This is a genomic window from Kitasatospora sp. cg17-2 (genome assembly GCF_054031055.1).
Map to the genome: position 1 here is coordinate 2,201,238 of NZ_CM132923.1, position 13,235 is coordinate 2,214,472.

At 74.5% G+C, this 13,235-nt stretch carries 6 protein-coding genes; 2 read left to right on the forward strand and 4 right to left on the reverse strand.

The genetic code is table 11. From position 1 onward, the window contains the following. Positions 1–3 precede the first annotated feature (3 nt). The gene (locus ACW14Y_RS08595) at positions 4–6,009 is read right to left on the reverse strand and encodes a WD40 domain-containing protein (RefSeq protein WP_456986404.1); all 6,006 of its coding nucleotides are present in this window, start codon (positions 6,007–6,009) and stop codon (positions 4–6) included. Positions 6,010–6,169: 160 nt separating this feature from the next. Here ACW14Y_RS08595 and ACW14Y_RS08600 point away from each other — a divergent pair, with 160 nt between their 5' ends. Then, positions 6,170–7,372, forward strand: coding sequence for an ArsB/NhaD family transporter (locus tag ACW14Y_RS08600; RefSeq protein ID WP_380310400.1), 1,203 nt, complete (start codon positions 6,170–6,172; stop codon positions 7,370–7,372). 39 nt (positions 7,373–7,411) lie between these two features. On the opposite strand, the gene ACW14Y_RS08605 is transcribed toward ACW14Y_RS08600, so the two are convergent. The 3 genes from ACW14Y_RS08605 to ACW14Y_RS08615 all read right to left on the reverse strand — a co-directional run bounded on the left by ACW14Y_RS08605 (position 7,412) and on the right by ACW14Y_RS08615 (position 12,705). Next, positions 7,412–8,257, reverse strand: a complete 846-nt coding sequence (locus ACW14Y_RS08605; protein ID WP_456986405.1) for an inositol monophosphatase family protein — start codon at positions 8,255–8,257, stop codon at positions 7,412–7,414. Then, positions 8,229–8,900, reverse strand: a complete 672-nt coding sequence (locus ACW14Y_RS08610; RefSeq protein WP_456986406.1) for a hypothetical protein — start codon at positions 8,898–8,900, stop codon at positions 8,229–8,231. The genes ACW14Y_RS08605 and ACW14Y_RS08610 overlap by 29 nt, the downstream gene beginning before the upstream one ends. A 139-nt stretch (positions 8,901–9,039) precedes the next feature. Further along, complete coding sequence (locus tag ACW14Y_RS08615) at positions 9,040–12,705, reverse strand: ricin-type beta-trefoil lectin domain protein (protein WP_456986407.1); 3,666 nt, start codon at positions 12,703–12,705, stop codon at positions 9,040–9,042. Between ACW14Y_RS08615 and ACW14Y_RS08620 the strand changes: the two genes are divergently transcribed. Then, positions 12,692–13,210 (forward strand): hypothetical protein, encoded by a 519-nt coding sequence (locus ACW14Y_RS08620; protein ID WP_456986408.1) that lies wholly within the window; start codon positions 12,692–12,694, stop codon positions 13,208–13,210. The two genes, ACW14Y_RS08615 and ACW14Y_RS08620, sit on opposite strands and share 14 nt — an antisense overlap. Positions 13,211–13,235 lie beyond the last annotated feature (25 nt).

The following is a 13,235-nucleotide window of genomic DNA, read 5'->3' on the forward strand; positions in this document are numbered from 1 at the left end:
CGCTCAGAGCAGCGCCTCCGGGGGGAGGCGGTGGACGCCGGGGAGATGGGAGTCGAGCTCACCCGGTTCGAAGCGGCACATGCCGACGGCGTGCCAGAACTCGCCCGCGACGTCGCCCTCGCACTTGTAGGCGCCCGAGGGCAGCAGGGCGGCCCAGCCGTCGGGGGTGCCGAGCAGGGTCGCGAGGGCGGTCGGGCGGCCCTCCTCGGGGACGCGCCAGAGCCGGATCGTGCCGTCCTCGCCGCCACTGGCCAGCAGGGAGCCGTCCGGGCTGAAGGTGACGGCCAGGATCCGGCCGGTGTGGCCGCGCAGCCCCGCCACCTCGGTCCCGGCGAGCGGGTCCCAGAGCCGGACCACCCGGTCGTCCCCGGCGGTGGCGAGCAGCGGGCGGCGCGGGTGGGCGGCGGCGGTCCACAGCCGGCCGACGTGGCCGGTCAGCCGGTGCCGGACGGCCCGGTCCACCCAGATCACCGCGGTGCCGTCCCAGGAAGCGCTGGCCAGCCAGGTGCTGTCGGCGGCCGGCGAGACGGCGTACACCCGGTCGGTGTGGCCGTCGAGTTCGGCCACCACCCGCCCGGCGTCGAGGTCGGAGATCCGCACCCGGCTGTCGTCGCAGCCGGTCAGCAGCTGCCGCCCGTCCGGGCTGAACGCGATCGAGCGGACCCGGCCCCGGTGCTCGCGGAGCGTGTTGAGGTGGGCGCCGGTGCGCCGGTACCAGATCCGGACGGTGTCGTCGTCGTTGGCGGTGGCCACCAGGACGCCGTCGGCGCTGAACGCCTCCGCCCAGACGTGCTCGGTCTCGACGTCCATCTCGCGCAGGTACTCGCCGGTCCGGGCGTTCCACAGGCACAGGTCGCCGTCGTTGGTGGCGGTGGCCAGCACCGCCTCCTCCGGGCTGAACACGGCCGAGACCAGCCGGCTGCTGCGGCCCGAGAGTTCGCGCAGCCGACGGCCGGTGGACGGCTCCCAGAGCCGGACCCGGCCGTCGTTTCCGCCGGCCGCCAACAGGGTGCCGTCACCGCTGAAGGTGAGCGAGCCGATCCGCCGGCCGTGGCCGCGCAGCAGCTGGCGGCTGCGGCCCGAGGCCGGGTCCCAGAGCCGGACCCGGCCGTCGTTGGCACCGGTGACCAGCAGCGGGTCGCTCTCCGCGCCGCCCCGGCCGGAGCCGGGCCGGAACCGGCAGGCCCAGACCGAGCCCCGGTGCTCGGGCGGCTGCCGGCGCAGCGGCGTCACCTCCCGGGCCCCGCCGGTGCCGTCGGCGGGGCCGACCCGCCAGACCCGGACGCCGCCGTCGCTGTCGCTGGCCGCGAACCGGGTGCCGGCCTCGTCGAAGGTGACCTGGTAGATCTTGCCGGTGGAGTCCTCCGGACGGCCGACCGCGGTGCCGTCGAGCGGGTTCCAGAGCCGGATCTGCCCCTCGGTGTCGCCGCTGGCGAGCAGGTCCCCGTCGGGGTGGAAGGCGAGGGTGTAGATCCGCCCGGCGTGGCCGGGCATGCTGTGGCGCAGTCGGCGGGAGGCCACCTCCCAGATCCGGACGGTGCCGCCGGTGCCGTCGTCGGGACCGCCGTCGGCGGTGGCGACCAGGGTGCCGTCCGGGCTGAACGCGGAACGGTAGAGGGTGCCGCGGTGGCCGGGGAGTTCGGCGAGGCGGCGGCCGTTCGCGGTGGACCACAGCCGGCCGCCGCCGCGCTGGTCGCCGGTGACCAGCAGCGCGCCGTCGGGGCTGAACACCGCCGTGTAGACGGGCGCGGCGTGGCCGGGCAGGCGGTGCCGGGGCTCGCCGGTGACGGAGTCCCAGAGGGTGACCACGCCGTTCAGGTCGCCGGTGGCGACCAGCCGTCCGTCCCGGGCGATCGAGAGCGGCCAGACGCCGCCGGGGTGCACGTCGAGGCGGTGGCGGCACTCGCCGGAGACCGGGTCCCAGAGCCGGACGGTGCCGTCGGCGCTGCCGGTGGCGAGCACGTCGTCGGCGAACTTGACCGAGTAGACCCGCCCGATGTGGTCCTTGAGGGTGCGCAGCGCGATGCCGGTGACGGCGTCGCAGATCAGCACGCTGCCGTCCTCGGAGCCGACGGCGAGCAGATGGCCGTCGCGGCTGAAGGCGACCGGCTCGGGCAGCCGGGTGGAGCGCACGTCGAAGCCGTAGGGGACGCCGACCTCGGAGGGGCTGAAGCCGGCCTCGACCGGCAGCCCGGGGGCGATCGCGGCGGCGCCCAGCTCGGGGGCGGCGAGCACCTCCTCGTCGGTGACGGCGGAGATCAGCGCGGCCCGCTGCCAGTGGCTGCCGCGGAGCCGGGCGCCGCGCAGGTCGGTGCGGACCAGCCGGGCGCCGCGCAGATCGGCGAAGCGCAGGTCCGCGCCGGTGAGGTCGGCGGAGTCGAGGCGGGCGCCGGCCAGCCGGGCACCGCGCAGGTCCGCTCCGGACAGGTTGGCGCCGAGCAGCCGGGCACCGCGCAGGTCCGCTCCGAACAGGTCGACGCCGGACAGGTCGCGGTGCGAGAGGTCCTCGCCGGCCAGGGTGGCGCCGCGCAGGTCGGTGTGGGCGGGGACGCGCAGCCGGTCGAGCACCTTGACGGCGTTGAGCCGGGCCGCCTCGGTGGCGGTCTCGGGGGCGTCCAGGACGGCGCGGGCCCACTGCTGGCAGGCCTGGTGGTCGGCCAGGTCGCAGAGGAACTCGACGGCGAGCCGGCTGAGCGGGCCCCGGGCGAGCAGGGTGGTGTCCGCGCGGGCCAGCGCCTCGGCGGCGGCGCGGGCGACCAGCCACTCCCCCACCGAGCCGTGGATGAAGTGGAACATGCCCTCGTCGGAGCGGACCAGCAGGCTGCCGGAGCCGACGGCGTGGGCGACCTGCGGGGTGGGCATCCGGTTGTCGGCGAGGCCGTTGAGGACGCCGGCGATGTCGACGATCTCGTCCAGCGGGATGGAGCTGCGCCCGCTCTCCCACAGCCGCAGGGCGAGCAGGGTGACGGCCTGCCAGAGCTGGTCGAGGCCGAGGCCGGGCGCGGCGCCGGGGCCGCCGTGGCCGCGCCGCTCCTCGAACCGCAGCCAGGAGGTGAACACCTCCTCGTACAGGCCGGCGGCGCTGAGCGCCCGCCCGGCGCCGGCGACGGCGCGCAGCCGGTCGTGGTCGAGGTCGGCGACGAAGCTCAGCAGCCGGGGGTTGCGGCACAGCGCGAGCAGGTCGGGGACGGCCTCCAGCAGCCGCATCCGGCGGCTCGCGGTCTCCTCGTCGCCGTAGCGGTTGCCGAGGTAGCCGCGGATCTGGTGCGGGGTGAAGTCCTGGACGGCGATCAGCCGGCGCTGCGGGAGCAGGCCGACCCGCTCGCCGAGGGCGGTGAGCACCTGCTCGTGGGAGCTGAAGTGCTGGGTGCGGCTGGTGACGACGATCTTGGCGTTGTCCACGGCCGCGTCCAGCAGCACCTGGAGGTGGTCGGCGGCGCGTTCGTAGCTGACCCGGTTGACGAGCTCGTCGAAGCCGTCGAACAGCAGCACCACCCGCCCCTGCCGGAGCATGTAGCGGAAGGCCCGCAGGTCGAGGGTGTCGATGCCGTGCTCGGTGAGGTGGGCGGCGACCAGGCCGTCCAGCGAGTGCGCCTTGTCGAGCGCGCTGAGCTCGATGAACAGGGGTGCCAGGTGCGGGAGTTCGGCGGGCAGCCGGCGGGCCAGCTCGCGCAGGGCGAAGGTCTTGCCGCGGCCGAAGTCGCCGAGCAGCAGCACGAAGCGGCCGTGGTCGGAGTCCAGCAGCCGGAGCAGTTCGTCGACCAGGCCCTCGCGCTCGTCGGCGTCGGGGCGTTCGGCGTCGCGGTAGCGCTGGGCGAGGTAGAGGTCGGGGTGGTACTGGCTGTCGGTGGAGAGCCGTTCGGTCTGGGCGCCGACGTAGCCGCGCAGGTCCAGCAGGCCCTGGAACTCCAGGAAGCTGCGCAGCCGCACGCCGCGGCGGCGGGCCCGGTCGCGCAGTTCGCGGGAGGGCGGCGGTCCGTCGTGGACGAGTTCCGCGTCGAGGCCGGCGCCGTCGGCGTGCACGGCGTCGACGAACTGCTCGACCTCCTGCTCGGTGGGGGTGCCGACGCAGGCGGCCACCCGCTGCTGGCGGACCAGCCCGGACTCGGCCGCCCAGGTGACGAAGAGCTGGGTCGTGGTGCCGGCCACCGGGCGGATCTGGGCCCCGGGGTGGCGGGTGCGGCAGACCTCGGCGACCCGGGCCAGCAGGGCCTCCTGGGGGGAGGCGAGGGCGCGGGTCTCGTGGTCGGTGTCGGCGGGTGCCCGGGACTCCTCCAGCTGCGGCGGGCCGGAGCGGGGGGCCGGGGCGGGGGCCGGGAAGGCGCGCCCGGCGCGGCGCCAGGCGACGGTGAGGCGGTGCGGCGCGGTGGGACCGGCGGTCGCGCCGGGGCCGGTGGGTGCGGAGGCGGAGGCGGAGGCGGAGGCGGGCCAGCGGGTGAGGCCGTCGCGGGTGAGCCGGAGCAGCTGGTGGGCGCCGGGGGCGGTGGCGCCGAGCACGGGCAGCTCGCCGGCCGTGGTGGGGAGCAGGTGCGGGGGGAGCGGGCGCGCGGCGCGACCGCGGCCGGGGCCGGAACCGGGGCCGTCGCTGTCGGTGGCGGGGCCGTGCAGCAGCAGGTGGAGGCGGGGTGCGGTGAGCCGGGTGAAGCGGTCGGCGTCGCGCAGCGGTCCGACGGCCTCGGCGGGCCCCGGCCCGGCCTGCCCGACGTGCCCAGCTTGTCCGGCCGGTCCGGGCTGTCCGGTCGCGACCGGGTGCCTGACCGCGCCGATCCGCAGCCACCCGTCGTTCTCGTACGGGCGCAGCGCCTGCGCGAACCAGGCCGCCTGCTCGGGTCCGAGCCAGCCGTAGCGGTCCTCGGGCCGGTGGGTCCAGGCCATCGAGGAGTTGAGCCCGGCGACGACGGTGCCGAGTTCGGGCACCGGGAAGAGCGTCCACGGCTGGGCGCTGTCGAAGACCACGTCCAGGCCCTGGTAGAACTCCTGGAACAGCCGGGAGTAGTGCCGCCACTTGGGCCAGTACGGCGCGGCGGGCCGCAGTTCGTCGGCCTCGCAGGTGGCGAAGTAGGCGCGGGAGGCGGCCTGGCTGACGTCCTGGCCGCCGGGCAGCACGGCCACCCGGTGCGGTTCGAGTCCGAGCAGGGACCGGATCCCGGTGAGGAAGGTCAGCGCCTGCTCGCACTCGCGGGGGCTGCCGGTGGCGGTGAGGTCGCCGGTGACGACGACGAGTTCGGGCGCGGGGGCGCCGGCGTCGGCGAGTTCGACGAGGTCGCCCCAGAGGGCCGCCTGGAGGTCGACCGGGTCGGCGCCCCGGCCGAAGGCGGGGCCGGCCAGGTGGAGGACGGAGACCGCCTCGCGTCCGGCGGCGCGTCCGGCGGCCTGCGGGTACTCGGGCCGGGCGGAGGGGCGGCGGCGGCCGGCCCGGCCGGTGTCGCCGCCCGGGTGCGGGGCGGGGGCGAGGTCCTGGGCGCTGCCGGCTCCGGATCCGCTGCCGCTGCCCGTCCCCGTCGCGGAGCCGTTGCCGTTGCCGCTGCCGCTGCCCGGGTAGCCGGGGGACAGCTCGGGGCGGGCCCGGCCCTCCATCGCCTGGGCGACCCGGGTCAGCAGCAGCCCTCGGGCGCGGTCGGGCTCGGTGACGCCGACCAGGTCGATGTAGGTGAGGGTGGCGAGCAGGCCGTCCACCGGGATGTCCTCGATCCGGACCGTCACCAACCGCCGTTCCGGCTCGTCCGGGTCGGCGCGCAGCGCGGCCTGCCACTCCATCCGGCCGTAGCGGGAGCGCTCGTAGTTGCGCGAGAGCAGCGCGATCACGGCGGCGGACTCGGTGATGCCCCGGTCCATGAAGTCGACGAAGTTCGTCCCGGGCACGAAGTCCCAGGCCTGGAGGAAGGCCCGGTAGCCCGCCTCCTCCAAGGTCCAGGCGATCCAGGCCGCCCAGCGCTCGTCGGCCGGGGAGTAGCTGATGAAGAAGTCGATCGGCCCGGGGCCACCCGGGATCGCGTCAAGAGCCCCCATGGGAGGAGCTTATGACCGATCACGAGGGACTCAACCCTGTTTCACCGCAATGGATTCGGGTGGTTTTTCCGCCGCACCGCACGAACACCAGGTCGACGGGTGGCCGGATGTTCGCAGGGCAGTCTCGACCCGAATCGCCTCGTGTGCGACCCTGACGTCCGTGTTCGCGTACCGGCCCGCCGTCAAACGGCTTCATCCCCTGGACCTGCTGGCGGCGGGGCTGCTCGCCTGCGGCCTGCTGTTCCTCGCCACCGGGCTCCTCCCGGCGGACGCCGCCGGCTCGGCCTTCCAACGGATCGTGCCGCTGCTGGCCTTCCTCGGCTCGGTGATCGTGCTCGCCGAGCTGACCAGCGCGGCCGAGGTGTTCGACGTGGTGGCGGCCTGGGTGGCCCGGGCCGGGCGGGGCAGCTATCCCGCGCTGTTCCTGCTCTGCGTCGGCTTCGCCGCGCTGACCACCACCGTGCTGAACCTCGACACCACCGCCGTACTGCTGACCCCCGTCATGCTGGCCCTCGCCACCCGGGTCGGCATCGCCCCGCTGCCGCTGGCCATGACCACGGTCTGGCTGGCCAACACGGCGAGCCTGCTGCTGCCGGTCTCCAACCTCACCAACCTGCTGGCCGCCGACCGGGTCGCGCTCTCCCCGGCCGGCCTGGCCCGCGCCATGTGGGCGCCGCAGCTGGCGGCGCTGCTGGCCACCATGGCCTGCCTGTGGGCCTTCTACTGGCGGCGCGGACGGCGCGGCGCGGACGGCTACCGGCCGCCGGCGGCCCACCGGCCCGGGGACCGGGTGCTGTTCCGGATCTGCGCCGTGGCCTGCGCCGGCTTCCTGGTGGCCAGCCTGGCGGCGGTCGTCCCGCTCTGGGTGGCCTCCGGCGCGGCGGCGGCCGTCGTGGTGGCGGCCTTCGCGCTGCGACGGCCGGCGGCGCTGCGGGCCTCGCTGATCCCGTGGCGGCTGCTGGTGATGGTGCCCGGCATGTTCCTCGTGGTGCAGACCGTGGACGCGCACGGGCTGCACCGGCTGCTCGCCGACGCGATCGGCACCGACGGCGGCACCCTCGGCCTGTTCCGGGCCTCGGCGGTCGGCGCGGGCCTGTCCAACCTGCTGAACAACCTCCCGGTCTACCTGGCCGGGGAGGCCGCGGTGCCGGCGGGCAACCACAGCCAGCTGCTGGCGCTGCTGATCGGCACCAACGTCGGCCCGCTGATCGCCCCCTGGGCCTCGCTGGCCACCCTGCTCTGGTACGAGCGCTGCCGCTCGGCCGGCCTGCGGGTCCCGCTGCGGGGGGTGGCCGGCGCGAGCGCGGTGCTGGCGGTCGGCGGCGTCGCGCTGGCGACGGCGGCGCTCGCCCTGACGGTGTGAGCACCCGGCCCGCGCCCGCCGTCCGCCGTCCGCCGTCCGTCAGCCGACTCCGGCGACCAGGTCGAGCAGGTACGGCAGCAGTTCCGGACGGCCCGCGACATAGCTGCGGGCCGTCTCCGGCTGCCCGGTCCGGGGGCTGAACGGTCCGCCGTCCAGCCCCCGGACCTCCACCCCCGCCTCGGTGGCCAGCAGACAGCCGGCCGGCAGGTCGATCTCCTCCGCCCGGTAGCCGACGAAACCGTCGATCAGCCCACCGGCCAGCAGCGCCCAGGTCAGCAGCGGCGCCCAGAGCTGGAGCACCCGGCGGGCACCGCCCTCCAGCCCGTCCTTGAGCGCCCGCGCCACCGGGTCGCCGCCCACCCCGTGCCCCTGCGTCCAGCCGAGCACCGGGCGTCCGGCCCCGGGCGTCCGCACCGGCAGCCGCAGCCGCCCCCCGGGCCCGAACGCGCCCGCGCCGCGCACGGCCCGCCAGGTGCGGCCGGCCACCGGGTCGTGCACCACCCCGAGCACCGGCTCCCCGTCCACGCACAGCGCGATCCCCACCACGTACGCCGGCAGGCCGACGACCACGTTGTTGCTGCCGTCCAGCGGGTCGACCAGCCAGGTGCGGCGGCCGCCGGACGGCCCGGCCACCTCGCCGCCCTCCTCGGCCCGGATCCGGTCGGCGGGGAAGCGCCCGGCCAGCCGGCGGGTGACCAGTTCCTCGGCGAGCAGGTCGAGTTCGGTGACCACGTCGCCGTCCGGGCCCTTGGTGTCCACCCGGAAGGCGTCCAGGAAGCGCGACCTCAGCAGCGCGCCCGCCGCCTCCGCGGCCTCCACCGCCACCCGGCACTCCTCGGCGAACCCGCCCGCCCCGTCACCCGGGGCCGCTGTCGTCCCGTCCACCGATCCTCCTGGCGACCTCCCCCGCGATCCGGGCCGTCCGGTCCGCGTCGCACAACCGCCGCACCACCCGCCGGGCGCCCCCGTCCACCGGCCCCAGCACCACGTCCACCGGCCCCGGCACGGTACGGCCCAGCACCACGGTGGCGGCGGGCTCGCCGTCCGGCAGCGCCGTGACGTGGAACTCCCCCGCCGCCAGGGTGTACGTCCCGCCCCGCCCGCTGACCTCCTCGCCCAACGGCTCCCAGCGGACCAGCCGCGCCGTGGGCCGGACCTCGTCCACCCCCGCGGCCGCGTCGCTGTACACCTCGAAGGCCCGGTGGCTCGGCCGCGCGGCCTCGTCGAACACACCGACCCGCAGATTGCCGACCCGCCCGTACAGCACGCTGCTCTTCAGCTCCCAGCTGTGGCAGTGGATCTCGCGCCGCCCGGCGGCCCTGACCGGGTCGAACACGTGCACGCACACCCCGAGCGCGCCCTCGCGCAGCACCGGTAGACAGTAGAACCCCAGCGGATGGTCCACCGCCCGCAGCACCCGCCGGCCGTCCGCCACCTCCGCCAGCAACCCGCCCACCAGACCGTCCAGCCCCGGCCCGGCGGCAGTGCGCCCGGCGGCCAGGTCGAGCGTCGTGAAGAGATCGTTCATCGCTCCCCCAGTGCTCCCCGTCAACATGCTAGGGCCGGGGGCGAGTTGACGGCCATAGAGCGGACAGGCCGGCGCGCGGAACGACTGCGGGCCCGCGACGCGGAGTGCGTCGCGGGCCCGGTCCTGCGGGACGGGTCGGTCAGGCGGTGTTGGGGTAGTAGGTCCAGCGCTGGTTGGTGCCGCCGTTGCACTGCCAGAGAGCCGGGACGGTGCCGTTGGCGTCGTTCCAGCCCGGGAGTTCGAGGCAGGCGTTGGCAGCGGGGTTGTAGAGCGAGCCGTCGGCGCGCAGGGTCCAGACCTGGCCGGACGTCCCGGGGTTGCCCTCCGGGCCGGAGGCTCCGGCGCAGTCGACGATGACGATCTGCGTACCCCAGGCGACCTTGTTGTCCCGGGGGGTGACGCACCGGCCGCCGGTGCGCAGCGTGCCGTCCGAGGCGAAGACGAACTTCTGGTTAGCGCCGTTCCAGCAGTCGTAGAAGCCCAGGTCGCCGCCGTTCGCGGCACCGAAGTTGTCGAGGCAACGGGCTGGGTTGCGGGCGGAGTTGATGTTGTACCCGGCCAGCGAGGACGGCGGCAGGGACCTCGGCGCGCCGAAGCGGGGCAGGTCGCCGTCCGGGGCCGCGCCCAGGTACTGCGTCACGGTTCCGTCGGGCCCGGTGGTGACCAGGTCGGGGTTGCCGTCGCCGTTGATGTCACCGGGCGAGTCCACGGTCGGGTAGTCGGCCGAGCCGAGTCCGAGCGGCAGCAGCGCACGGGCGGCGGGCGCCTCCCAGTGCTGGCTCGGTTCGTCGTAGCAGTCCCAGATGATCAGGTGGTTCCCCGGGGTGTTGGTGCCCTCGGGAACGGCCAGGCACTTGTCCGAGCGCGGGTTCTTCAGGGTGCCCGTGTACGGGCCCGCGACCCACTTCTGGGCCGCGCTGTTGTTGCAGTCCCACAGGTTGACCCAGGAACCGTTGCCGGTGGCACCACCGGTGACGTCGAGGCACTTGCCGAGGACGTGCAGCGAGCCGTCGGTGCCGAAGGTGAACGCCTGGTTGGGGCTGAGGCCCTGGCCGGGGCAGTTCCACAGCACGGCGCCGGTGCCGTTCGCGGTCCAGCCGTGATCGATGTCGGCGCACATCCGCTTGCCGGCCGTGTCGGTGACGGCGGACAGCAGGGTCCGGCGCTCGGGTGCGGCCAGGGTGCCCGCCGCGGGCTTCCCGTCGCCGCCCAGCGGCAGCGGAAGGGTGGTGACCGCGCCGGTGGTGGTGTCACGGACCCAGAGCGCCGTGGTGCCGTTGACCAGACCGGGCGACAGCAGGGTGAAGCCGCTCCAGTCCTGTCCGGCCGCGCCGAGCTCGATGCCTTCGCCGAAGTAGCAGTTCACCAGCGGAGTGGCCGGGTAGTAACGCAGGTGGCCGTTCTCGATGGTGACGAGGTTGGGCCGCCCCTTGACCGCCGGCGTCGGCGCGAAGGCCGTCATCTGGGTGATGTTCCCCCACGTCCCGTCGATGCCGCGGGAGCAGAGGGTGCCGCTGGTGCCGATCTGCACGGAGAGCTGGGTGAAGTGGCCCGCCGCGCCCTGGGGGACGTGGCTGGAGTCGTTCATGTAGACGAAGAGCTGCTTCGTCGCCCTGTTGTAGGCGAGCAGGTCGTCGACGCTGTTCTCGGTGATCGATCCCCGGTGCGCCAGCAGGTAGTTGTTCCAGCTGTCGTGGAGCGGGCTGCGCGCGGCCGTCGAAGCGATGCCGTAGTGGGCGGTGAAGTCGGCGTTGCCGGGGAGCAGCGCCAGGGTGCCGTCGCTGGAGGGCAGCAGGTAGTCCGGGATCCCGTCGAAGGTCAGGTCGCCGGCGACCACCTTGGTGGCCGGGTTCCAGGGGGCGTAGAAGTCGTACGTGGCGGCCTGCGCCTGGGCGTTGCCGGCCCAGTCGGAGGAACGCACATTCAGACGGTGGCTTCCCCAGGCGTCCGGGTTGCGGTCGATCGGGATGTCGGCGTACGCGGTGCCGTCGGCCGCGTAGCTGGCCGGGACGGTGCCGTAGCCGCCGGGCTGGCTGTTGTCGTCCAGCGAGTACTGGAACTCGCGGACACCACTGGCGATGCAGCTGCCCCGGGTGCATCCACCGGGGACCGGGTCGGTGCTGGTCACCCGGATCGTCGCACCGCTGTCACCGGCGTGGCCGGTCGGCTTGATGCCGCTGCCGAGCGGGGGGAACACCGGGGACGGGGGAATCGCGGCGAGCGTCGGCTCGGTCAGGTCGACATTGAAGTAGCAGTACGCCGACCCCGGGCTCTCCAGCAGACCGTCGTGGGTCGAGACGTTCCACCCGTACTGGTGACCGTCCTGCGCGGCGAACCCCAGTGTGGTGGAGCCCCAGCCCTGCTTGTTGATGACCTGGCTGACGCGCTGGGCTCCGCCGCCGGGCGCTCCGTTGGCGTCGGCGATCATGTTGTCCCAGATGTGGAAGCCGAGCACGATGTTGGTGCCCGGCATCGGGGTGGAACCGTAGGCGCGCAGGACGATGTCGGACGTGCCGTCCGGCAGCGGGACGGTCTTGCCGATCCAGCCGGCCCGGCCGTTCCCGCAGTCGGAGCTGCTGGGGTTCACCGGGTCCGGGTTGACGCCCATCGAGTCGGGGGTGTTCGGTGCGAGGTCGTAGGTGGCGCGCAGCACCGGGTTGTGGCTGAACCGCATGAAGTGGTCGTTGCCCACCGACTTGTTCTCGTCGCCGAACAGGCCCACCGTCCAGGCCTTGATGCCCTGCTGGGCGACCGTCCGCAGCTGACCGGTGACGCCGAAGACCACCTCCTTCTGGCCGCACCCGAAGTACGCGCTCTTCGGCCACTGGGTGCCGATCTCGCCGACGACCCCCGGCTGATTGATCCAGCTGGTACCGGAGTCGATACCGCCGGTCCACTTCAGGGTGGCCGGGGCATCCGCGTTGCAGTCGTGCGCAGCCGCGTAGGACTCGTTGAAGTACATGTTCGCTTCGTCGATGTACATCTGCGGCGTCACGGCAGAGGTGTTGAACTCGAAGTACGAACGGTGGAGGCCGTAGCAGTTGGACTGGTAGTGCTGGAAGCCGATGCCCTCCCCGTTCTCCTGCGGCACGTCGTACTTGGGCACGTTGGCGCAGCCCGTGCCCTCCATCACCTGGGCGTAGTGGTTGGTGCCCATGGGGGTGGTCGGCTGGAAGGCCGGGTCGATGTACAGCGGCCAGACGGTGTCCTTGCCCGCGAGCAGGTCCGCGTCCGGGGTCAGGGTCAGGGCCGAGGCATCGGTGCCGACGCCGATCGGCTTGACGTGCGCGCCGCGTCCCGGGGCGTCGGTGGAGGAGGGGCTTCCGGCGGCCGGTGCCGGGTCGGCGGCGGGCGCCGCGCCCTCGGCCGGGGCTGCGGCCTGCGGCTTGGCCGCGGCGGCCGATCTGCCCGCCGGGGCGGGCGCCGCGGTCGGCTCGGCCGACGCGGTGGGCGCCGCGGGGGCGTCCGTGGCGGAGTCCCACATGATCGGGGCGGGCGCCCTGAACGCCGCCGTGCCGTCGGCCGTGGCGGCGGTGACGGCACCGTGCTCGTCGCTGGAGACGACGAGGTCCGTGGACGAGGTCCCGAACCGCAGCGACCTCAGCGCCGGATTCGCGGCCGCCTCGGCGTTCTTGACGACCAGGACCTCCCGCACACCACCCTGGTCACCGACCTCCACCCGCAGGTCGACGCCCTTCAGCACCTCGGCATACAGGGCGGTGCCGCCCGTCACCGTCGGCCTGGGCAGCGCGACCGGGAAGGTCAGCGCCAGACTGCGTCCCTCCCGGTCCGTGAGCGTCGCCAACGGCCCGGTACCACCGCCGGAGACCTTCACCCCCGACGGCGTCGCCTTCGGCGAGAAGCTCCCGTCACCGTTGCGGACCAGCGCGGTGTCCACATCCGCCCACGCTCCGCCCCTCTTCACCCGGACCGGCAGAAGACTGCTGGTCAGAACCAGCTTGCCGTCCGGTCGCGCGACGGTTGTCGACGTCTCCGACGTCAGCTCGTCGACAGTGACCGGCTTCCCGGTCGACTTCGCCTTCAACCGAGCCGCCTGGAGCGGCCCGGCCGCCGGCCCGGAGAAGGCCGGGGCATCGACGCTGCTCCGACCCGGCGGGACGGCCGACGGCCGGTCGTCCGCGAGCGCAACGGCCGGAGCCGCCCCCAGCACCAGCCCGAGAACACAGGCCGGCACGAGACGTCTCATCGAACGGCCGCGTATCCGCGAACCGGACGGACGTATTTCTCCCATGACGTGTCAGTTCACCTTCACAGCACGACCGAACCCGGCCGACGACGAGATTTCGTGATGCGTATCACACCAGCCGTCGACCG